Annotated in this window: 20 protein-coding genes; 5 read left to right on the top strand and 15 right to left on the bottom strand. The window is 71.2% G+C overall.

Features of this window, described 5'->3' with window-relative positions:
* Positions 1-175: 175 nt before the first annotated feature.
* The 11 genes from EZJ19_RS06530 to glyQ form a co-directional block, all read right to left on the bottom strand.
* Positions 176-1,090 carry a cation diffusion facilitator family transporter gene (locus tag EZJ19_RS06530; protein WP_131445792.1) on the bottom strand — a complete coding sequence of 305 codons (915 nt, stop codon included), beginning with the start codon at positions 1,088-1,090 and terminating at the stop codon, positions 176-178.
* 22 nt (positions 1,091-1,112) lie between these two features.
* Positions 1,113-1,415, bottom strand: a complete 303-nt coding sequence (locus tag EZJ19_RS06525) for a TFIIB-type zinc ribbon-containing protein (RefSeq protein ID WP_131445789.1) — start codon at positions 1,413-1,415, stop codon at positions 1,113-1,115.
* A gap of 15 nt (positions 1,416-1,430) precedes the next feature.
* Entirely contained in the window at positions 1,431-2,165 is a 735-nt protein-coding gene (locus tag EZJ19_RS06520) for a cytochrome c3 family protein (RefSeq protein WP_131445786.1), read from the bottom strand.
* Positions 2,162-2,740, bottom strand: a complete 579-nt coding sequence (locus tag EZJ19_RS06515; protein WP_131445783.1) for a hypothetical protein — start codon at positions 2,738-2,740, stop codon at positions 2,162-2,164. The genes EZJ19_RS06520 and EZJ19_RS06515 overlap by 4 nt, the downstream gene beginning before the upstream one ends.
* A gap of 1 nt (position 2,741) precedes the next feature.
* A complete protein-coding gene (locus EZJ19_RS06510) occupies positions 2,742-3,971 on the bottom strand; it encodes a 2Fe-2S iron-sulfur cluster-binding protein (protein WP_131445780.1) in 1,230 nt (409 codons plus the stop codon).
* Positions 3,972-4,068: 97 nt separating this feature from the next.
* Entirely contained in the window at positions 4,069-4,776 is a 708-nt protein-coding gene (locus tag EZJ19_RS06505) for a M48 family metallopeptidase (protein WP_206199347.1), read from the bottom strand.
* Positions 4,773-5,480, bottom strand: a complete 708-nt coding sequence (locus EZJ19_RS06500) for a lysophospholipid acyltransferase family protein (protein ID WP_206199346.1) — start codon at positions 5,478-5,480, stop codon at positions 4,773-4,775. Before EZJ19_RS06500 ends, EZJ19_RS06505 begins: the two co-directional genes overlap by 4 nt.
* Positions 5,481-5,506: 26 nt before the next feature.
* Positions 5,507-6,049: a D-glycero-beta-D-manno-heptose 1,7-bisphosphate 7-phosphatase gene (gmhB, locus tag EZJ19_RS06495; RefSeq protein ID WP_131445777.1), complete on the bottom strand. Its 543-nt coding sequence runs from the start codon at positions 6,047-6,049 to the stop codon at positions 5,507-5,509.
* Between the two features lie 64 nt (positions 6,050-6,113).
* The gene (locus EZJ19_RS06490) at positions 6,114-7,316 is read right to left on the bottom strand and encodes a GGDEF domain-containing protein (RefSeq protein ID WP_131445774.1); all 1,203 of its coding nucleotides are present in this window, start codon (positions 7,314-7,316) and stop codon (positions 6,114-6,116) included.
* Complete coding sequence (glyS, locus tag EZJ19_RS06485; RefSeq protein WP_131445771.1) at positions 7,313-9,418, bottom strand: glycine--tRNA ligase subunit beta; 2,106 nt, start codon at positions 9,416-9,418, stop codon at positions 7,313-7,315. The genes EZJ19_RS06490 and glyS overlap by 4 nt, the downstream gene beginning before the upstream one ends.
* Before the next feature lie 80 nt (positions 9,419-9,498).
* Entirely contained in the window at positions 9,499-10,461 is a 963-nt protein-coding gene (gene glyQ, locus EZJ19_RS06480; protein WP_131445768.1) for a glycine--tRNA ligase subunit alpha, read from the bottom strand.
* 49 nt (positions 10,462-10,510) lie between these two features.
* Between glyQ and EZJ19_RS06475 the strand changes: the two genes are divergently transcribed.
* Positions 10,511-11,860 carry a tetratricopeptide repeat protein gene (locus EZJ19_RS06475; RefSeq protein WP_131445765.1) on the top strand — a complete coding sequence of 450 codons (1,350 nt, stop codon included), beginning with the start codon at positions 10,511-10,513 and terminating at the stop codon, positions 11,858-11,860.
* Here EZJ19_RS06475 and mog read toward each other — a convergent pair.
* Positions 11,817-12,362 (bottom strand): molybdopterin adenylyltransferase, encoded by a 546-nt coding sequence (mog, locus tag EZJ19_RS06470; RefSeq protein WP_131445795.1) that lies wholly within the window; start codon positions 12,360-12,362, stop codon positions 11,817-11,819. The genes EZJ19_RS06475 and mog overlap by 44 nt on opposite strands.
* A 148-nt stretch (positions 12,363-12,510) precedes the next feature.
* Between mog and EZJ19_RS06465 the strand changes: the two genes are divergently transcribed.
* Together EZJ19_RS06465 and EZJ19_RS06460 are read left to right on the top strand one after the other, a co-directional pair.
* Positions 12,511-13,707, top strand: a complete 1,197-nt coding sequence (locus tag EZJ19_RS06465) for a hypothetical protein (RefSeq protein WP_131445763.1) — start codon at positions 12,511-12,513, stop codon at positions 13,705-13,707.
* A gap of 38 nt (positions 13,708-13,745) precedes the next feature.
* The gene (locus EZJ19_RS06460; RefSeq protein ID WP_131445760.1) at positions 13,746-14,381 is read left to right on the top strand and encodes a PEP-CTERM sorting domain-containing protein; all 636 of its coding nucleotides are present in this window, start codon (positions 13,746-13,748) and stop codon (positions 14,379-14,381) included.
* 35 nt (positions 14,382-14,416) lie between these two features.
* Here EZJ19_RS06460 and EZJ19_RS06455 read toward each other — a convergent pair whose 3' ends face one another.
* Both EZJ19_RS06455 and EZJ19_RS06450 read right to left on the bottom strand, forming a co-directional pair.
* Complete coding sequence (locus EZJ19_RS06455) at positions 14,417-16,234, bottom strand: sensor histidine kinase (protein WP_131445757.1); 1,818 nt, start codon at positions 16,232-16,234, stop codon at positions 14,417-14,419.
* A 3-nt stretch (positions 16,235-16,237) separates the two neighbouring features.
* The gene (locus EZJ19_RS06450; RefSeq protein WP_131445755.1) at positions 16,238-17,341 is read right to left on the bottom strand and encodes a transporter; all 1,104 of its coding nucleotides are present in this window, start codon (positions 17,339-17,341) and stop codon (positions 16,238-16,240) included.
* Positions 17,342-17,491: 150 nt separating this feature from the next.
* Here EZJ19_RS06450 and EZJ19_RS06445 point away from each other — a divergent pair, with 150 nt between their 5' ends.
* Together EZJ19_RS06445 and EZJ19_RS06440 are read left to right on the top strand one after the other, a co-directional pair.
* A complete protein-coding gene (locus EZJ19_RS06445) occupies positions 17,492-18,124 on the top strand; it encodes a LuxR C-terminal-related transcriptional regulator (RefSeq protein WP_131445753.1) in 633 nt (210 codons plus the stop codon).
* 169 nt (positions 18,125-18,293) lie between these two features.
* Positions 18,294-19,757 carry a TrkH family potassium uptake protein gene (locus EZJ19_RS06440; protein WP_131445750.1) on the top strand — a complete coding sequence of 488 codons (1,464 nt, stop codon included), beginning with the start codon at positions 18,294-18,296 and terminating at the stop codon, positions 19,755-19,757.
* On the opposite strand, the gene EZJ19_RS06435 is transcribed toward EZJ19_RS06440, so the two are convergent.
* Positions 19,714-20,500 (bottom strand): M48 family metallopeptidase (locus EZJ19_RS06435; RefSeq protein ID WP_131445747.1); only part of this gene is annotated, 787 nt, incomplete at its 5' end. The two genes, EZJ19_RS06440 and EZJ19_RS06435, sit on opposite strands and share 44 nt — an antisense overlap.

Genomic DNA, 20,500 nt, shown 5'->3' with positions numbered 1-20,500 from the left:
GCTGGCCAGGTAGGCCTGCAGGCGGACCGCGTCGCCGGCGGCGACGATCTCGCCGAGCACGTCGGCGACCGCCTGCCAGTCGTCCGGGTAACGCGCCTTCAGCTCGGCCAACGACGGGTTGGCCCGCAGCCATTCGCGCTCGTCGCCGGCCGCGCGGGCCACCCGGCCGCTCCGTTCAGGCCGGCCCGCCCGGCCGGTCGAGGCCCTGGTCGACCAGCGACACCGGGTCCTCGCGCGGTTCCAGGTGGGTGGTGACGTGGGTGTTCGGGATCGCCCGCCGGATGTCGGCCTCGATGCGCTCGCACCAGTCGTGGCCGACCTGCACGGTCCAGGCGCCCGGCACCAGCACGTGCAGGGTGACGAACGCCCGGCTGCCGGCCTGGCGCGTGCGCAGGGCGTGGAACTCCAGGCCCTGCGCCCGGTAGCCGCCCAGGGCGGTCTCGATGGTGCGCAATTCCTCGGCCGGCAGGGAGACGTCCATCAGGCCGCCGGCGGAACGGTCGAGCAACTGCCAGCCGGTCCAGACGATGTTGGCCGCCACCAGGAGGGCGATCACCGGGTCGAGCCAGAGCCAGCCGGTCAGCCAGACCAGGCCGACGCCGACGATGACGCCGACCGAGGTCCAGACGTCGGTGAGCAGGTGGTGGGCATCCGCCTCCAGGGTGATGGAGTGGTACTTGCGCCCGACCTTGAGCAGGGTGCGCGCCGTCGCCAGGTTGATCACCGACGCCACCACCGACACCACCAGGCCGACCCCGACGTCCTCGAGCGCCTGCGGGCTGAGCAGGCGCTCGACCGCGGTGTAGCCGATGCTGATGGCGGCCAGGATGATCAGGAAGCCCTCGAATGCGCTGGAGAAATATTCCGCCTTGCCGTGGCCGTGGGCATGGTTGCGGTCGGCCGGCTGGGCGGCCAGCGACAGCATGGCCAGGGCCATCAGGGCACCGGCCAGGTTGACGAACGATTCCAGGGCATCCGAGAGCAGGCCGACCGAGCCGGTCAGCCACCAGGCCGCGCCCTTGAGCAGGATGGTGGCGATGGCGGCGGCGATGGAAAGCCAGGCGTAACGGTGCAGACGGGCGTGCGACATGGGGCGTGTAGGGGGTGCGGTATCAGTCGAAGTCGAGCAGATTACCCAACCACGAGCGCCGACGCGAGTGCCGCATGCCATCGCCGTAGCCATGCTGGCCCTTGTGGTGGTGGTCATCGTGGCCGTCATGGTGATCGTGGTCACGCCACTCGGCGGCCGGCGTGGCCGGGCCGCCGGCGCGGACGCCCTGCTCGGCCTTGTCGAGCAGCTTGTCCAGCTCGCCGCGGTCCAGCCAGATGCCGCGGCAGCGCGGGCAATAGTCGATCTCGACCCCCATCCGCTCGGTCATGAGCAGGTCGGTGTCCTGGCATACGGGGCATTTCATCTCGGTCTCCTCGGTTCAGTCGTCGTCGCGCTCGCCGCCATGGCGCTCGCCGTGGCCTTCCGTCCCGTCGCCGCCGCGGTGGCATTTCACGCAGTTGTCCCAGTTGCGTATGCCCTCCTCGGCGTGTTCGGCGCGGATGTTCGCCGGCGTGTGTTCGTGGCAGCCGTAGCAGGTGTAGCTGCGGTAGTCCTTGCCGGTGTGGCAGGTCGCGCAGCGGGCGTCGTGGTCGCCGTCCAGGCGAAAGTACCGGGCGTGGTCGAAGCTGGCCGGGCTCCAGCGCTGCGTCGTGTGGCAGGAAGCGCATTCGGCCGCGACCTGGCGGTGCAGCGCGTCGGTCGGCCTGGCGTGGCAGCCGGCGCACTGGCGGCGGCCGGCGTCGTCGAGCAGGGCATGGGCGAAACGGCCGTTGCGCCGGCGGTATTTCAGGACCCCGGCGTGGTCGCCGTGGCAGGCCAGGCAGTCCTGCCGGGCGAGCTTGGCGTGGAAGGCCGCCTTGCCCGGCTTCGCGGCGGCGAGCGGCGCGCCCTTGCTGGTGAAACGGCCGATCCGGTCGACCTTGTGGCAGCCGATGCAACGCGCCGAGGGCGTGCCGAAGAAATTGTCGTGGCAGGCATAGCAGTCCGTGGTCAGTTCCCCGTGGCCGGCGATCAGCGGCCCCGGGGCCACCATCAGGTGCGGGTAGATGAACACCAGGAGCGCCAGGACCACCAGGTTGGCGGCGAAGACGAGCAGTACGGTACGGGTCTTCATCGCCAGTTCCAGAACAGCAGGATGCTCAGGATATGGCCCAGGGAGAGGACCACGAACACCAGGGTGATGGGGAAATGCACGGCGCGCCACTTGGCCATCAGGTCGAAGGTCACGGCGTCCCAGAACAGCGCCTTCTCGGTCTCCGCCTTGCTCAGGCCCTGGAGGCCGTAGTCGCGCCGGCGCGCCGCGACGTAGCGGCGCGAACGGTCGAGCAGGAACTTGCCGACCAGGCCGCTGAACACGTTGAGGAGCATGGCGGCCAGGGCCAGCCAGGGCAGGATGGCGTTGAAGTGGACGCCGGCGTGGACCAGCACCATGGCCGCGCCCACCAGCGTGAAGACCTCGTGCACGGTGAGCAGGGTGCGCGGGTGGCCGGACCGGATCAGCTTGCGCTTGCGCATGGAATAGCCGAACGAGAGGACGATCAGCAGGCTGCCCGGGATGCCCAGGTAGCGGCCGATCCAGACCAGGTCGAGGGCGTGCAAGGCATAGTCGCCGGCCAGGGTGGCCAGCACCAGGGCGGCCAGGATGAGGATGAAGGGAACGACTTCCCGATGCAGGAGCGAGGTATCCATGTCAGGCGTCCAGGACGAGTTCGGTGCGTGGGCGGGCCAGGCAGAGCAGGCAGCTGCCCGCCTCCACCTCGTATTCCGGGTGCTGCTCGTAGGCCACCTCGCCGGCCAGGATGGCCGTCTGGCAGGCGCCGCAGCAGCCCAACCGGCAGCCCGATTCGACCTTGACGCCGCTCGCCTCGGCCAGTTCGAGGAGCGAGCCGGCCTGCCAGTCCGCCCGCACGCCGCTGCGTTCGAAGCGGACGCCGAGGCCGGCGGCCGGGGCGCCGGCGACCGGCCGGGCCAGCGAGGCCGGACCGAACGCCTCGTAGTGGAGGCGCGCCTCGGCCACACCCCATTCGGCCAGGGCCGGCAGCAGGCTCGCCATCATGGCGCCTGGGCCGCAGACGTAGAAGTGGAACGGCTTGAGCGGCAGTTCCAGGCGCAGGCGGGCGATGTCGACGCGGCCGGCGTGGCGGTAGTCTCGGCCCGCGACGTCGTCGGTGCCGGGGCGGCTGAAGCAGACGTGCAGGTGCAGGTTGGCGTGCCGTTCGGCGAGCGCCGCGAGGGCCGCGCCGAACACCATCTCACGGCCGTCGCGGACGCCGTAGAACAGCCACACCTCGCGTTCCGGACGGGCCGCCAGGGCGGCGCACAGCATGCTGTACAGCGGCGTGATGCCGATGCCGCCGGCGACCAGCACGACCGGCCCGGGCGCCGCGCAGTCGAGCTGGAAATGGCCGCTCGGCGCCTGCACCGCGAGCACGTCGCCGACCCGGACGCGGTCGTGGAAATGGTTGGACGCGCGGCCCGGCGGCCGCTCCGGGCCGGCCGCGGGCACCCGCTTCACGGTGACCCGGTAGTGCGCCGGGGTGGCCGGCTCGGACAGCGAGTAGCAGCGCACCAGCGGCTTGGCGGCGCCCTCGACGTCGAGCCGGAAGGTCAGGAACCGGCCGGGCGGGCAGGCCGGCAACGGCTGGCCGTCGACCGGCGCGAGCAGGAACGAGCAGACCTGGCCGGCGCGGTCCTCGGCCCGCCGCTCGACGACCCGGAACGGGCGCCAGCCCGGCCAGGCCGGCGCCGCCGCCGGCGGGGCCGGTTCCGGCTCCGGCACAGGCTCGCCGGGCCGCGCGCCGGCCTGCTGCCTGAGGGCCAGGTAGGCGAGCCAGTGGCGGTAGAAACCGACCCCGGCGTAGACGAGCAGCTGGACGAACAGCCCTAGCAGGATCAGGAGCAGGAGTTCCTGCGCGGTCATGGAAGACGGCCTCGATGCGGACGATGAACTGGCCGGCACCTTAGCCAGGCCAGCTTAACCCTGGCTTAACTCCGGACCGCGACGTCCGGATTCCGGCTCAGAACGCCATCAGGCGGGCGGCGTCGGCACGCAGGCGGGCGCGCGCCGCGCGGTAGTCCGGGCACAGGCGCGCCACCTCGCGCCAATAGGCCGGCGAGTGGTCGCGGTGGCGCAGGTGGGCCAGTTCGTGGCGGACGACGTAGTCGATCTCGGCCGGCGTGGCCTTGACCAGGCGCCAGTTGAGGCCGACCACGCCCTTGGCCGACAGGCTGCCCCAGCGCGTGCGGGCGTCGGACAGGCGCCAGGGCGGCTCGGCCAGGCCGAGCTCGCGGCAGGCCGCGGCCAGGCAGGCACCGAGCACCCGGCGCGCCTCGGCGCGGTACCAGGCGAGCGCCGCCGCCTCGGCCGCCCCGGCCGGGCAGACCAGGCGGTCGTCCGCCAGGCGGGCCGGGCCGGGCCCGGTGACCAGGGTCAGGCGCAGCTGGCCGCCCAGGTAGGGCAGCGCGGCGCCGTCGGCCCAGGCGAACGGGGCCGGCCGCGCGGCCAGGTGGCGGCGCAGCCAGTCGAGGTGGCGGACCAGGAAGGCGTCGATCGCCGATTGCGGCGTCGCCATGGGCGCGTTGACCCGCACCCGGCCCTGGTCGTCGACGCCCAGGCTGAGGGTGCGCCGGGCCGAACTGCGCTTGAGCAGGTAGTCCAGGCGGCCGTCCGGCAGGGCCAGGCTGGCCTCGCCCTGCTCGCGCCGGATGCGCCGGCGGGCCGTCAAAGACGTGCCATCTCGGCCTCGATCCAGGCCTCGACCTCGGCGTTGATGGCCGACGCCTTCTTGCCGGCGGTGGCGATGGCCGGGCCGATCACCACGGTGATCTCGCCGGGACGCTTCACGAAGGCGTTCTTCGGCCACAGGCGGCCGGCGTTGTGCGCCACCGGCACCACGGGGACGCCGGTCCTGGCGGCCAGCCAGGCGCCGCCGATGTTGTACTTGCCCTGCTCGCCCGGCTTGACCCGGGTGCCCTCGGGGAAGATCAGGACCCAGAAGCCCTTGGCCAGGCGGTCGGCGCCCTGCTGCTCGATGTCCTTGAGGGCCTCGCGGCCGGCGTCGCGGTCGATGGCGATGGGGCTGATCAGGCGCAGGCCCCAGCCGAAGAACGGGATCGCCAGCAGTTCCCGCTTGAGCACGAAGGACAGGGGCGGAAAGATGCACTGGAAGGCGATGGTCTCCCAGGCCGACTGGTGCTTGGCCATGACGATGGCCGGGCTGCCGGGCGCCGGCAGGTGCTCCAGGCCCTCGACCCGGTGGTGGATGCCGAGCACGTAGCGGGCCACCACCAGCATGGTGCGGGCCCAGTGGCGGATCACCCGGTAGCGCGGCACCGGCGCCATCACGGCGGTCGGCAGGATGGCGACCACGAACACGACGGTGAACGCGATCTGGATGAGCAGGAACAGCAGGGAACGAAGCAGGGTCACGGCAAATACCAAGAGGTGGGGTTGGATCAGGCGGCCGTCCCGAGCAGGCCGGCGACGACGGCCTCGAGGTCGTCGTAGACGGCGATGTCCTCGGGCAGGCCGCCGGTGGCCAGGGTGTTCTTGCCCTTGCCGGTGCGCACCAGGATGGGCCGGGCGCCGACCGCCAGGGCGGCCTGGACGTCGCGCAGGGCGTCGCCGACCGCCGGCACGCCGGTGAGGTCGGCGTGGTAGCGGCTGGCGATGTCGCGCAGCAGGCCGGCGCGCGGCTTGCGGCATTCGCAGCCGGCGTCGGCGGCGTGCGGGCACAGGAAGACCGCGTCGATGCGGCCGCCCGACATCGCCACCATGCGGTGCATCTTGGCGTGGATGCGGTTGAGCATGTCCATGCAGAACAGGCCGCGCCCGAGGCCAGACTGGTTGGAGGCGACGACGACCCGGTAGCCGGCCTGGTTGAGGCGGGCGATCGCCTCCAGGCTGCCCGGGATCGGCCGCCATTCGTCAGGCGACTTGATGAACTGGTCGGAGTCGTGGTTGATGACCCCGTCGCGGTCGAGGATGATGAGTTTCATGGCGTCCCGGCGGTTGTCTCGGCCTATTGTGCCCGCGACCGCCGGCTTCCCACAAGACGCGCGCTCAGTCCGCCACCTCGACCCGGTTGCGGCCGCGGTACTTGGCGGCGAACATCGCCTCGTCGGCGCGCCGGAGCAGGACGTTGAGGCGCTCGCCCGGGCGGCGCTGGACGACGCCCGCGCTGATCGAGAAATGGATCGCCACCTCGGCGATGGCGACCGGCATGCGCTGGCACTCGGCGCGCACCCGCTCGGCCACCCGGCCGGCCCCCTCCAGGGCGGTGCCCGGCAGCAGGACGACGAATTCCTCGCCGCCGAAACGGGCCAGGAAATACGGCTGCGGCAGCACCGCGGCGCAGACCTCGACCAGGGCGCGCAGGACGTCGTCGCCGCGCAGGTGGCCGTAGGTGCCGTTCAACTGCTTGAAGTAGTCGACGTCCGCCATGATCAGGGAGAGCGGCTGCCGGGCCTCCTCGGTCTCGGCGAACAGGCGTCCGGCGGCATCGAAGAAGGCGGCCCGGTTGGCCACCCCGGTGGTGTCGTCGTGGTCGGCGCGGTGGCGCAGCTCCGCCTCCAGGCGCCGGCGCTCCTCGGCCTCGCGCTCGAGGCGTTCGTTGGCGGCGCGCAGCACGGCCTGGGCGCAATAGTCCTTGCGCATGGTCAGGCTGGTCCGGCGCGCGGCCATGGCGCCCAGGATGTTGGTGACGACCAGGAGCGCGAGCACGGTCAGGATCTGGCCGAGCGAGAGGTTGAAATGGATCAGGGTGACCAGCATGAAGCCGAAGCTGGCGACCAGCGCGATGACCACGACGTTGAGGAAGCGGTTCGGGATGAACACGTAGACGCCCAGCAACATGGCCATCATGCCCATGCCGTGGACGCCGTAGTCGACCGGCACCACGGTGACCTTCCAGACGAAGGCGGCGAGCCCGAACACGACCACCACGGAGGGGATGAAGCCGTCCACCATGTGGCGCCACAGGCGCTGGGCCGAATAGGCCGCCGAGAGGGCCACCGCGGTGACCACGATGCGGCTCGCCAGGACCAGGAAATAGTCCGGGTCGCCGATCATGATCACATGGTCGGTGAAGGCGAACATCAGGAAGAACAGCGCCGCCAGGAAGATCGCCCGGCGCGTCTCCTCGATCCAGGCGTCGCGGATGCTGCTCCGGAACGCCTGTTCGGTCTCCGGAAAGAGGAATTCCGCCGTCAGGCGGTCGATCCGGTAGACATCGGAGAGATGCCGTTCCGGGTCGGCCAGGCTCACACGGAGAGTTCCGAGATGTCGGCGACGCTGTTCATCACCCGCGCCAACCCGGCCAGCAGGGCCAGGCGGTTGGCCCGGATGAGCGGCTCGTCGGCCATCACCATGACCTCGTCGAAGAAGCGGTCGACGGCGGCGCGCAGGCCGGCCAGGCGGGTCAGCGCCGCGGTGTAGTCGAGGTTGGCCAGGGCCGCCTCGACCTCCGGCGTCACCGCCACCAGGGCCTGGTGCAGGTCGGCCTCGGCGCCGGCCTGGAGCAGGGCCAGGTCGACCGTCTCGCCGACCGCGTCGGCCTTCTTGAGGATGTTGCGGATGCGCTTGTTGGCGGCTGCCAGGGCGGCCGCCTCGGGCAGGGCGCGGAAGCCGGCCACGGCGGCCAGGCGGGCCGGCACGCGGTCGATGCGGGTGGGCGCCTGCACCACCACCGATTCGACCTCGTCCTGCATGGCGCCGCGTTCCCGCAGGTAGACGCGCAGGCGCTCCTGCATGAACAGGAACACGTCCACCGCCGTGCTGGCGGCGACCTCCTCCTTGTCGAAGCTGGCCTGGGCCAGTTCGAGCAGCTGCATCAGGTCGAGCGGCAGGTAGCGCTCCATGAGCATGCGCAGGACCCCCAGGGCTGCACGCCGCAGGGCGAAGGGGTCCTTGTCGCCGGTCGGCACGGCACCGATGCCGAACATGCCGGTCAGGGTCTCCAGGCGCTCGGCCAGGGCCACGGCCAGGGCGACGTTGCCCTCGGCCAGCGTGTCGCCGGCGAACTTCGGCTTGTAGTGGGCCTCGACGGCATCGGCGACGCGCGGGTCCTCACCGTCGTGCAGGGCGTAGTAGCGGCCCATGATGCCCTGCAGCTCGGGGAACTCGCCGACCATGTCGGTGAGCAGGTCGGCCTTGGCCAGTTCCGCGGCGCGCACCGCCAGGGCCTCCTCGGCACCCAGCTCGCGGGCGATGGCGCCGGCCAGCTTCATGAGCCGGCGCACGCGGGCGCCCTGGCTGCCCAGCTTGTTGTGGTAGACGACGCGATCGAGCGCCTCGACCCGGGCGGCGAGCGGCTTCTTGCGGTCCTGGTCGAAAAAGAACTTGGCGTCGGCCAGGCGCGGACGCACCACGCGCTCGTTGCCGCCGATCACCGCCGAGGGGTCTGCCGGCTTGATGTTGGACACGATCAGGAAGCGGTTGGTCAGCCTGCCGGCGGCGTCCAGGAGCGGAAAATACTTCTGGTTCGCCTTCATGGTCAGGATCAGGCATTCCTGCGGCACCTGGAGGTATTCCTCCTCGAACTGGCAGGCCAGCACGTTGGGCCGTTCGACCAGGGCGGTGACCTCGTCGAGCAGGGCGGGGTCGTCGATCGGCTGCACGCCGCCGCCGATCCGCTCGGCGGCCGCGGCCAGCTGGCGGGCGATCTCGTCGCGGCGTTCCTCGAAGCCGGCGATGACGGCGCCCTCCTCGGCCATCTGGGCGGCGTAGCCGTCGGCGTCCCGGAGCACCACCGGGTGGCAGGCCGCCTCGAAGCGGTGGCCCTGGGTGGCACGGCCGGAGGCCAGGCCGAGCACCGAGACCGGCACCACGTCGGCGCCGTGCAGGGCGACCAGGCCGTGGGCGGGACGCACGAAGTTGACCGAGCTCCAGCCGTCGGCGAGCTGGTAGGTCATCACCTTGGGGATGGGCAGCTTGGCGAGGGCGTCCTCGACGGCCTTCTGGAGGCCGTCGGCCAGGGTCGCGCCCGTGACCATGGAGTCGAAGAACAGGGTCTCGGCCTTGCCCTCGCCCTGGCGCTTGAGCTGGGCCACGGCGGCGGCGTCGAGGCCGAGGCCGGCGAGCTTCTTGAGCAGGGCCGGGGTGGCGTTGCCGGCGCCGTCGAGGCCCACCGACACGGGCATCAGCTTCTGGCTGACCGGCTTGTCGGCGGCCTGGCCGGCGACCCCGGTGACGTGCGCGGCCAGGCGGCGCGGCGAGGCATAGGCCGTGACCGCGGCTTCGGCGCCGGCCAGGCCCTGGGCCTTGAGGGATTCGGCCAGGGTGGTGGAGAAGGCCTCGCCCAGGCGCTTCAGGGCCTTGGGCGGCAGTTCCTCGACGAACAGCTCGACGAGAAGGTTCTGGGTCGTCATGGTGGCTTCGGCCGGCCTATCGGCCTTAACCTGCGCTTCGCGCACGTTAGCCTGCGCCGAAATTTCGTTAACACTCATTTTCAGGCCGCCTTCTTCTCGTTCTGCTTTTCGATCTGCGCCAGCACCTCGTCGGCCCAGGCCCTGGGGGCCATCGGGAAGCCCAGGCGGGCGCGCGAGTCGACGTAGCTCTGGGCCACGCTGCGGGCCAGGTTGCGGATGCGGCCGATGTAGGCGGCGCGCTCGGTCACCGAGATGGCGCCGCGGGCGTCCAGCAGGTTGAAGGTGTGGCCGGCCTTGAGGACCTGCTCGTAGGCCGGCAGGGCCAGCTGGCTGTCCATGAGATGCTTGGCCTGGCGCTCGTGGGCGTTGAAGGCGGTGAGCAGGAACTCCACGTCGCTGTGCTCGAAGTTGTAGGTCGACTGCTCCACCTCGTTCTGGTGGAAGACGTCGCCATAAAGCACGCCAGGGGCAGTGCTGCCATCAGGCTGGACGACACCGGGGGCATACTCCAGGTCGAACACGTTCTCGACCCCCTGCAGGTACATGGCCAGGCGCTCCAGGCCGTAGGTGATCTCGCCGGTGATCGGCTTGCAGTTGATGCCGCCGACCTGCTGGAAGTAGGTGAACTGGGTCACCTCCATGCCGTTCAGCCAGACCTCCCAGCCCAGGCCCCAGGCGCCCAGGGTGGGGTTCTCCCAGTCGTCCTCGACGAAGCGGATGTCGTTCTTCCTGAGGTCGAAGCCGAGGGCCTCGAGGGAACCGAGATACAGCTCCAGGATGTTCTCCGGGGCCGGCTTCAGGACCACCTGGAACTGGTAGTAGTGCTGCAGGCGGTTCGGGTTCTCGCCGTAGCGGCCGTCCTTGGGCCGGCGGCTGGGCTGCACGTAGGCGGCCTTCCAGGGCTCCGGGCCAAGGGCGCGCAGAAAGGTGGCGGTGTGGCTGGTGCCGGCGCCGACTTCCAAATCATAGGGTTGCAGTAGGGTGCAGCCTTGCTCCCCCCAGAAGCGCTGGAGGGTGAGGATGATGTCCTGGAATGCGGGCATGACGATCGGTGTTTATGGCTGAACGCGGCATTCTATATCATCCGGCCTCATGCTTACCCGCCCGCCGAGCCTCCATCCGCTGGCCTGGCTGCTGCCCGCGGCCGCCCTCGCCTACCTGAACGCCCTGGGCGCCGGTTTCCAGTTCGACGACTTCAACGTCATCGTCGACAACCCGGCCGTGCACTCCCTGGCCGCCTGGTGGGCGGGCATGCCGGGCATCCGGCCGCTGCTCAAGCTGAGCTACACCCTGAACTGGCTGGCCGACCCGGGGCCGGCCGGCTTCCACGCCGTCAACGTCGGCCTGCACCTGGTCAACGTCGCCCTGGTCTGGCGCCTGACCGGCCACCTGCCGGTGCCGGCCGGCTGGCGGGAGGACGCGCGCGGCCGCCGGGCACGCATCCTGGCCACCCTGCTGTTCGCCCTGCACCCGATCCAGACCGAGTCGGTCACCTATGTCAGCGGCCGCTCCATGACCCTCATGGCGGCCTTCGGCCTGGCCGGGCTGCTGGCCTGGCTGGAGGCGCCGGCGCGGGCACGGCCGCGGCGCTGGCGCCTGGCCGCCGTGGCCCTGTTCGCCGCGGCGGCCCTGACCAAGGAGGTGGCGGTGGTCGTGCCGCTCCTGCTCCTGCCGCTCCGCCACGGTCGCGGCCGCTACCTGGCGCCGGTCCTGGCCGCCCTGGCCCTGGCCGGGCTGTACTACCTGTTCGGCTACCAGCACGTGCTCGCCGACCCGCCGCCGCGCAGCCTGGCCGCCAACCTGCTGTCCGAGGCCAACGCGGTCTACTACCTGCTCGGCCAGCTGGTCCGGCCCTGGGCCCTCAACATCGACCCGCAACTGCCCGAGCTGAGTGCCTGGTCGAGCCGGTCCGCGCTCCAGGTCGGCGGCCTCGCCGGGGTCGCCGCGGCGGCCTGGCTGGCGCGCCGGCGGGCACCCTGGCTGGCCATGCCGGTGTTCTGGTTCTTCGTCCTCCTGTTGCCCATGTACAGCGTGGTGCCGCGCCTGGACCTGGCCAGCGAGCGCCACCTGTACCTGGCCGGGCTCGGCCCGTTCTGGCTGCTCGGCCTCGCCGGCGCGGCCATGGCCGCCTGGCCGTGGCGCGCCGGCGTCGCCGTCCTGGCCATGGCCGGGATCGCCTTCGGCCACGTGCGCAACCTCGACTACCAGGACGAGGTCGCCCTCTGGCAACAGACCACGCGGATGGCGCCGGACAACGCGCGCGCCTGGAACAACCTGGGCTGGGCCTGCTACCTGGCCGGACGGACGGAGGCGGCCCGGGCCGCCTACCGGCGTGCCCTTGCCCTGGACCCGGACGACGCGTTCAGCCGCGGCAACCTGGAACTGCTCGGCCCGCCGCCTAGGGCGCCGGGCGCAGCGCCGACTTCGGCCGGAACGCCTTGACCACCTCCGCGCGCGTCTCCAGGTAGGGGCCGCCGATCAGGTCGATGCAATAGGGCACGGCCGCGAACACCCCGTCCAGGGTCTCCTTGATCGCCTTCGGCTGGCCGGGCAGGTTGAGGATCAGGCAGTGGCCGCGGGTGACCCCGACCTGGCGCGACAGGATGGCGGTGGGCACGTATTTCAGGCTCACCGCGCGCATCTGCTCGCCGAAGCCGGGCAGGACCTTGTCGGCCACCGCGAGGGTGGCCTCCGGGGTGACGTCGCGGGGGGCCGGGCCGGTGCCGCCGGTGGTGAGGACCAGGCAGCACTGGCCGGCCAGTTCCACCAGGGCCTGTTCGATCACCGGCTGCTCGTCCGGGATCAGGCGCTCGACGAAGACCAGCGGGTTGTCCAGGGCGGCGCTTAGCCATTCCTTCAGGGCCGGCAGGCCCTTGTCCTCGTAGACGCCGGTGCTGGCGCGGTCGCTGACGGAGACGATGCCGATGGTGGCGGGATCATGCATGGCGGTGGCGGGCTCGGGATGTCGGGAGTCCTTGTTTACCACGTTCGCCGCTCCGGCGCACCGGCGCGGCCCCCGCGTTCGCGGGGTAGTGACCGGCCCGGGCGGTCGCGATACTGGCGCCATCGTTCCGGCCCGAGGAGAAGCCACCATGCAGCGTATCGCCGCCGTCCTTTTCTGCCTGTCCCTGCCCCTGGCCGGCCAAGCCGCCGAACCGCTCGCCTACCTGGACCTGCGGGCGGCCCCGGAGACCCAGCTGGACACCTATGTCGAGGTCGACGGCGGGGCCCGGCTCAAGGACGTGCGCCGGGTCGTGGTGCCGCAGTTCCGCATCGAGTTCCAGGTGCGCGCCGAGTCGTCCGCCGCCGACGGCGGCTACCTGGGCGGCGGCAACCACGCCAGCGCCTCCAACTCGGTCTACGTGCACCTGACCGGGCTCGACGACGCCCTGATGCAGAAGATCACCGACCAGGCCTACGCCGCCTTCGTGCAGGACATGACCACGCGCGGCGTCGAGGTGATCGGCCCCGACCAGCTGGCCGGCCAGGCCGAGTACGAACCGATCCTGCGGGTCGGCAAGGGGTCCGGCGAGCGCCTGGAGACCAAGGACAGCCTGTCCCGCTTCTTCGCCCCCAGCGGCGGCCGCGTCTACGCCCTCCTGCGCCGCACCGACAAGGACCGCCAGGGCATCGGCAGCGGCTTCGCCACCGCCTTCTCAGACCTGCAGAAGGAGATCCCCAAGGCCGAGCTGGCGCTGGCGAAGAAGTACGGCGCGCCCTGCCTGAAGGTGCTCCTCACGGTCAGCCCGGCCCGGGTGCGCGCCTCGGCGGCGGCCGGCGGCGGCCTGATCGGCGCCGCGGTCAGCCTGATGTCGTCGAGCGAGATCAAGCCCGGCCTCACGGTCACCGAGGAATCGCGCCTGGTGTTCCGCAGCGCCGAGCACTCCGAGAACGACTTCAAGATGTTCGGCGGCAAGCGCTTCTTCGGCAAGAAGGTGCGCGACTTCACCGAGGAAGGCGACAGCGCGGTGTACCTGAAGCAGGACGTGCGCGTCGCCGACGCCATCTCGGCCAAGGGCATGGAGGACACCACCGGCGGCCTCAGCAAGGTCGGCAACGCCCTCGCCCCGGTCCTGGCCCTCACCCTGGGCGTGAGCAGCAAGCACGAGGAATACACCATCGAGGCCGACCCGGCCCTGTTCGAGCGGGTCGCCGGCGCCGAACTGGCGGCCGCCAACCGCATGCTGATCGCCCGTTTCCGGGCGGTCAGCGACGGCATCGGCGTGGAACCGGCCGGCGCCCCGCAAAGCGCCGCGGCAAGCGCCGAAACCGGCCTGCCGAGCTTCTGATCCGCGTCCCGAACCACCGCAAGCCTGGAGAAAATGCCATGAACACGCGCCGCCTTCCCGCCCTGCCCCTGGGCGCCCTGCTGGCCGGGCTCGCCGCCCCGGCCGCCGCCTCGGTGATCGATTTCGATTCCCTGGCGACCGTCACCGGCAACCCCTACGTCGCGGTCGGGAAACCCTACGTCGAGGACGGCTACAGCCTCACCACCGTCGCCGGGGTGTCGTTCTCCTACGCGGGCGGGACCCTCTACGCCACCACCGACGCGAACGCCAACTGGACCGGCTCGCCGGGCGTCTATTCCGGCGTCGTCGCCAACTATGGCAGCGCCTTCCTGCTCGAACGCGTCGACGGCGCCAGCTTCGACCTGGTGAGCATGGATGCGGCATCCTTCTGGACCGTCAGCGCGGGCCGCCAGTTCGACGTCTACGGCTACCTGGCGGGCGGCGGCTACGTCCACCAGTCCTTCCTGCTCGACGACAGCACCGCGACCCTGCAGACGCTGACCTTCGACGCCGGCTTCACCGGCCTCGACAAGATCATCTTCAGCTCGGTGAACGCCCAGGTGGACAACATCGACCTGCACGTCTCGGCCGTGCCGGAGCCGGCCGGCCTGGCCCTGCTGCTGCCGGGACTCGGGCTGGTCGGCGTGGCCGCCAGGCGCCGGAAGGCCGCCTGAGCGGGGGTGGCGGGGACGGCGTCCCGGCCGCCGCGTCAGAGCGGCACCTCCACCGCCACCGCGCAACCGCCCGCCGCCAGGCTGTCGCGGCGCAGGCTGCCGCCCAGGCGGGCGGCGCGCGCCTCCATGTTGTGGACGCCGCGCCCGGGGCGCCGGGCGCCGGGGCCGGCACAGCCGCAGCCGTCGTCCCGCACGGTCAGGCTGAGGCGGCCGTCCCGGCGCACCAGGTCGACCGCGACCCGGCTCGCGCCGGCGTGCCGGATCACGTTGCTGACCGCTTCGCGCAGGATGCGGCCGAGGTCGAGCGCCTGTTGCCGGCTCAGGCGCAGGGTGTCCAGGTCGTCGTCCTGGCACCAGTCGACGGCGATGCCGGCGTCGGCCAGGCGCTTCTCGCACTCGGCGCGCCAGTCGGCCACCACCTCCTCCAGCTCGTAGCTCTCGGCGGCGGTGCGCGAAACCACGTCGCGCAGGTCCTGCAGGGCGGAACGGGCGAGGTCGGCGTCGGCCGGGGTGGCCGAACGGTAGACCAGGGTGAGCAGCTTGGCGCCGACGTCGTCGTGCAGGTCGCGGTAGATGCGCTCGCGTTCGTCGGCCACCGCCTGCTCCGTCTCCAGCTGGCGCATGCGCGCGTAGCTGGCGCTCAGCTCCGTCTGCTTGGCCTCGACGCGCTCTTCCAGGCGGTCGTTGAGGACCTCGAACTCGTTCAGCACGCGCACGTAGCGTCCGGTCATGATCAGGCCGATGGCCAGGAAGATCAGCGGCGCGCTGTAGTGCAGCAGGAAGACGTCGTTGAACGGCCAGTGCCCGGCGTGGCGGCTCCACAGGTGCTGGCTGTGGATGAGCCAGTCGTGCGCGGCGAGCAGCAGGACCAGCCCCATGGCGGCGACCAGCCAGCGCGCCTCGCGGTTGCCGAACCGGAAGGCGGCGCGCAGGAGCAGGAGCAGCGTGGTCACCCCGCACAGCAGGGTGAACAGGTGCCAGGCCGCGGTCAGGTCCAGGTAGTAGGCGGCCGGCACCAGCCACAGGGTGACCGGCGCCGCGACGATGCCGGCCCAGAGCAGGGTGACCAGGCGGGCGCCGCCGGCCGACACGAAGCGCAGCAGGGAGATGAGCAGGAAGCCGGAGAAGACCTGGAAGCCGGCGTTGCTGAGGATCTCCCAGTCCGCGGTCGGCAGCGGCACGTTGCGCACGTACAGGTTGGTCGACTGCGCCGCCCAGACCAGGGCGGAGACGCCGAAGTAGGCGTAGGCGGTGTCGCGGCGCCGGCGCAGCCAGAGGCTCAGGGCCAGCAGGCCGATGGCGCCGATCAGCAGGGTGGCGGTCTGGTTGACCGTGATGTTGAGAAAATAGGCGCGCTCGTAGGGCTCGCGCAACTGCGCCTCGGGGCCGACCAGCACCGGGTGCAGGGCGGCCTGGGTGTAGGCGTGCCCGCGCAGGCGCACGTACAGGGTGTTGGCGCCGGCGCGCAGCAGGCCGGGCGGCACCAGGAACAGGAGCGGACGGTTCCAGTTGCGCGCCACCGGCTCCTCGAAGCGGCCGCCGTCGCCGATCGGGACGCCGTTCAGCCAGACCTGGGCGTTCATGATCAGCTTGGGCAGATAGACCGCCTGGAGCGGGTCCGGCTCGGCCGGGACCCGGAAGCGCAGCCGGTACCAGCCGCGTTCGGCGGTCAGCTCGGGCTTGCGCGCGCGCCAGTGGTCGGGCAGCTCGACCGCCTGCCAGGCGGCGCCGTCGGGCGGCGGCCGGGCGGCACCGTCGGGCACGAAGTCGGCGTGCTCCAGGCGTTGCACCGGCTCGGCGCGGGCGCCGCCCAGCAGCGCCAGGAGCAGGACCAGACCGAGCAGTGCGCGCATGCCTCAGAAGAAGCTGGTGACGCGCAGGTAGACGTCGCGCACGTCGACGAAATTGCGGCCGTGGAAGGCGTCCTGCATCTCCAGCTTGACGATCAGGGGCAGCGGCACGCGCCCGGCGCGCCAGGCGTTGATGCCGCTCCAGGTCAGGCTGAGCCGGTACTGGTCCGCCAGGGTGTCGGTATTGGCGTTCAGGAAGCTGGTGTCGGTGCCGATCCGGGAGGCGTAGCGGTCCGGTTCCTCCTGGTAGCGGTGCCAGGTGGCGGAAACGCGCCAGTCGCCGAAACGCTTGCCGAGTTCGACGTCGTACTCCCAGAAGTTGCCCAGGTTGCGCACCAGGCGTTCCTTGGTCGCCGTGGTCAGCGGATTGCCCGGCCGCATGGTGACCTTGTCCTCCAACTGGACCTGGTATTCGGCCAGGACGCGGAGGTCGTAGCCGGCGCCGAGGTCGCGGAAATACTCCAGGCGGTAGCGCAGGTCGGTGCTGCCGTCGCCGGGGGGCACGTCGGCGAGGTCGTCCGGGTCGTCCGCCGGCGCGACCCCGAAGCGCACCCCGAACCCCAGGATGGCGCTGTCGCGTTCCGACTTGTAGAAGCGCCACAGGGCGCCCACGGTGGGATCGCCGAGGCCGGACGACGAGGTGCTGCGCAGCGGCTTGTAGCCGAGGGCGCCGGTCAGCAGCGCCTGCAGGCCGGCCGTGCCGATGCCGCCGTCGACCGCCACGCGCAGCTTGCTGCGGGTGCGCGCGAAGGGCACGATCGCGCCCACCGTGAGGTCCTCCCCGACCCCGTAGCCGAACATCAGCTCGCCGTACTCGGTGACCACCGAGGTATCCAGGTGCAGCACCCCGGACACGCCCGGGATGCCGAGGCCGGCGAGGTCGAGGCCGTCGTAGCCGGCATCGAAGTCGACCCGCTCGCCGTTGTCGTCGAAGCGGTGGTCGTAGTCGTTGCGCAAGAGGGTCAGGCGTGCCGCCCAATGGCCCGCCGGCGCCATGCCGTCGAGGCCGTGCGCGGCGGCGGCGGAAAGTTCGTCGGCGGCCGCCGGCGGGGACCCGGCAGCCAGGCAGAGCAGGCCGGCAGCGGCCCGGATTGCGCTTGCTTTCGACATTTAGATGCCTTGCTTGTTATTGGACGCCGCGGGACGTTGCGACCGGACCGATTGTCCGGGCTATTCTAGCAGCCGGCACCCCGCGATCTGGGGGGTGTTTCGGCGCCCCGCGCAGGTATCATGCCGGCGAACGACTCGGAGGAGATTTGCATGCGCTCGGGCTTCATCCTGGAGGACCTGCCGGAGTCGCAGGCCTGGCTGGGCCAGGCGCTGGCGACCAGCTTTCCCGGCATCGCCATCGAGACCGCCGACACCCTCGGGGAGGCCCGCGCCCGGCTGGCCGACGCCCCGGGCCCGGACATCGCCCTGATCGACCTCGGCCTGCCGGACGGCTCCGGCGTCGAGATCATCGAGCTCATCCAGCGCCGCTTCCCGGCCACCCTGTGCGTGGTGGCGAGCATCTACGACGACGACGGCCACGTCTTCCCGGCCCTGCGCGCCGGTGCCCGCGGCTACCTGCTCAAGGACCAGCCGATCGACCGCATCGTCGAGGCCCTGAGCGGCATCGCCGCCGGCCAGCCGCCGCTGTCGCCGGCCATCGCCCGGCGCATGCTGGCGTTCTTCCGCCCGGAGGTGGCCCAGGCGGCCGATTCCGCCCTGACCGGGCGGGAGACCGAGGTGCTGCGCCTGATCGCCAAGGGCATGACCCAGGCCGAGACGGCCCGCCTGCTCGGCATCTCGCAACACACGGTGGCCGGCTACGTGAAGGAGCTCTACCGCAAGCTCAACGTCTCGTCGCGTGCCGAGGCCGCCCTGCGGGCGCGCGACATGGGTCTGGTCTGAGCGGCACCGGCCACTGTCGGAAATCGTTCCCGGGCGTGCGCCGGGGCCCCGGCCGGCGAGCCTGAATTAAGTCAAGTCCGCCCGGCTTCTGTCATCATGGCGACTTTCCCAACGACCGTCATGGCGTGAGTCCGCGTCCCAGCCAACCCGACAGCCAGCGTGCCGCATCATGGAGCAACGCCGCCTAGCACCCATACTCAAGGTGCTCGGCATCGTGATCATCGTTTTCGGGATCTCGATGCTGCTGCCGCTCATCGTCTCGCTGGCCATCGAGGACAACGCCCAGACCGCCTACGACGAGGCGGTCGGCGTCACCGTGTGCACCGGGCTGGTGCTCTGGCTGTTCAACAACCGCGACCGCAACGAGCTGAAATACCGCGACGGCTTCCTGCTGGTGGTGCTGATCTGGACCATCCTGCCGCTCTTCGCCGCCCTGCCCCTGCTCATCTACCTGCCCAGCCTGTCTTTCACGGACGCCTACTTCGAGGCCGTGTCCGGGCTCACCACCACCGGCGCGACCACCCTGTCCGGGCTCGACCTGCTGGCCCCGTCGATCAACCTCTGGCGCACCCAGATGCACCTGATCGGCGGCATGGGGGTGATCGTGCTGGTGACCGCCATCCTGCCCCTGCTGGGGGTCGGCGGCCGCCAGATGTTCAAGGCCGAGTCGCCCACGCCCATGAAGGACGAGAAGCTCACCCCGCGCATGGCCGAGACCGCCAAGGGCCTGTGGTTGGTCTACCTGCTCATCACGCTGGCCTGCTTCGGCGCCTACTGGGCGGCCGGCATGACCTGGATCGAGGCCCTCACGCACGCCTTCTCGGTCATGGGCCTGGGCGGCTTTTCCTCGCACGACGCCAGTTTCGGCTATTTCAACTCGGTCACCATGGAAACCATCACCATGGTGTTCGCGCTCATCGCCGGCATCAACTTCTCCACCCACTTCCTGGTCTTCCGGCAGCGCAGCCTGCGTCCCTACCGCCTCGACCCCGAGATCCGGGCCTTCCTGTTCCTGGTGCTCGGTTCCTGCCTGGGCATCGCCCTGTTCGTGTGGCTCAAGGGCGTCTACGCGCATTTCCCGGAAGCCCTGCGCTACGCCAGCTTCAACACCATCTCGGTAGCCACCTCGCTCGGCCTCGCCACCGCCGACTTCAACGCCTGGCCGCCCTTCGCCGGCCTCTGGATGCTCCTGCTCAGCAGCGTCAGCTCGAGCGCCGGCTCGACCGGCGGCGGCATCAAGATGATGCGCGCCATCCTGCTCTACAAGGAGGTCAGCCGGGAGATGCGCAAGCTCCTGCACCCGCGCGCCGAGGTCCCGGTCAAGCTGGGCAACACCGCGGTGCCGAACAAGATCATGTACGCCGTGCTGGCCTTCCTGTTCATCTACGTCGCGGCGATCGTCCTGCTCACCTTCGTCCTGGGCGCCAGCGGCCTCGACATCCTGACCGCCTTCACCGCCGTGGTCGCCACCATCAACAACACCGGCCCGGGCCTGGGCCAGGTCGGGCCGGCCACCACCTACGCGGTGCTGACCGATTTCCAGACCTGGGTGTGCACCTTCTCCATGCTGCTCGGCCGCCTGGAACTGTTCACTCTGCTGGTGGTGCTGACGCCGCGCTTCTGGCGCAAGTGAGGCAGACGGCCTTGAGGTCGTAGGGCAGCGGCTCGGCCGCGTAGGCCGGCTGGGCGGCGATGGCCCGGCGCAGGTTGTCGATGCGCTCGGCGGTGGCCGGGTGGCTGGACAGGAAGGCCAGGCCCGGCCCTTCCGTGCCGGCCAGGCGGGCGAAGAAGGCGAGCAGCCCGTCCGGGGCGATGCCGGCCCGGCGCAGCGCAGCCAGGGCGCCCAGGTCGGCCTGGCGCTCCAGGTCGCGGCCGTAGGCCATGCCGCCCAGTTGCTCGGCCATGCCGGCCCAGGCCCCGCCCGAGACGTCGCCCAGGGCGAGGGCCAGCACGGCGCGCCAGCCGAGGCCGTGCAGCATGTTCTTCAGCGAATGGCGCAGTTCGACGTGCTGGACCTCGTGGGCGAGGACGCCGGCCACCTCGTCGGCGCTGCCGGCGGCGCCGATCAGCCCGGTGTAGACCACCACGTAGCCGCCCGGCATGGCGAAGGCGTTGACCTCGGGGCTGTCGGCGACGAACCACTGGTAGCGGTACTTCGAACCCGCGGTCAGGCGCGCGCCGATGGCCTGGACCATGGCCGGCGCCGGTCCGGTCTCGAGCAGCTTCAGGGAGGGCCGCATCTGGGCGAAGGCGAGCTCGCCCAGCTGTTGCTCCTGGGCCAGGCTGACGTGGCCGGCAGCCCAGCCGGCGATGCGGTCGGCGTTGGCCCAGAACAGGCCCAGGAGCAGGAACGGCAGCGCAAGGACCAGGCCGAGC

The organism is Parasulfuritortus cantonensis, assembly GCF_004337445.1.
Taxonomy (GTDB): Bacteria; Pseudomonadota; Gammaproteobacteria; order Burkholderiales; family Thiobacillaceae; genus Parasulfuritortus; species Parasulfuritortus cantonensis.
This window is presented reverse-complemented; position numbering and strand designations above follow the sequence as displayed.

Coding starts and splice junctions, on each gene's coding strand:
- mog (WP_131445795.1), bottom strand. CDS start 12,362: ATGCATGATCCCGCCACCATCGGCATCGTCTCCGTCAGCGACCGCGCC.
- EZJ19_RS06510 (WP_131445780.1), bottom strand. CDS start 3,971: ATGACCGCGCAGGAACTCCTGCTCCTGATCCTGCTAGGGCTGTTCGTC.
- EZJ19_RS06465 (WP_131445763.1), top strand. CDS start 12,511: ATGCAGCGTATCGCCGCCGTCCTTTTCTGCCTGTCCCTGCCCCTGGCC.
- EZJ19_RS06520 (WP_131445786.1), bottom strand. CDS start 2,165: ATGAAGACCCGTACCGTACTGCTCGTCTTCGCCGCCAACCTGGTGGTC.
- EZJ19_RS06455 (WP_131445757.1), bottom strand. CDS start 16,234: ATGCGCGCACTGCTCGGTCTGGTCCTGCTCCTGGCGCTGCTGGGCGGC.
- EZJ19_RS06525 (WP_131445789.1), bottom strand. CDS start 1,415: ATGAAATGCCCCGTATGCCAGGACACCGACCTGCTCATGACCGAGCGG.
- EZJ19_RS06515 (WP_131445783.1), bottom strand. CDS start 2,740: ATGGATACCTCGCTCCTGCATCGGGAAGTCGTTCCCTTCATCCTCATC.
- EZJ19_RS06475 (WP_131445765.1), top strand. CDS start 10,511: ATGCTTACCCGCCCGCCGAGCCTCCATCCGCTGGCCTGGCTGCTGCCC.
- glyQ (WP_131445768.1), bottom strand. CDS start 10,461: ATGCCCGCATTCCAGGACATCATCCTCACCCTCCAGCGCTTCTGGGGG.
- EZJ19_RS06530 (WP_131445792.1), bottom strand. CDS start 1,090: ATGTCGCACGCCCGTCTGCACCGTTACGCCTGGCTTTCCATCGCCGCC.
- EZJ19_RS06460 (WP_131445760.1), top strand. CDS start 13,746: ATGAACACGCGCCGCCTTCCCGCCCTGCCCCTGGGCGCCCTGCTGGCC.
- EZJ19_RS06445 (WP_131445753.1), top strand. CDS start 17,492: ATGCGCTCGGGCTTCATCCTGGAGGACCTGCCGGAGTCGCAGGCCTGG.
- glyS (WP_131445771.1), bottom strand. CDS start 9,418: ATGACGACCCAGAACCTTCTCGTCGAGCTGTTCGTCGAGGAACTGCCG.
- EZJ19_RS06450 (WP_131445755.1), bottom strand. CDS start 17,341: ATGTCGAAAGCAAGCGCAATCCGGGCCGCTGCCGGCCTGCTCTGCCTG.
- EZJ19_RS06440 (WP_131445750.1), top strand. CDS start 18,294: ATGGAGCAACGCCGCCTAGCACCCATACTCAAGGTGCTCGGCATCGTG.
- gmhB (WP_131445777.1), bottom strand. CDS start 6,049: ATGAAACTCATCATCCTCGACCGCGACGGGGTCATCAACCACGACTCC.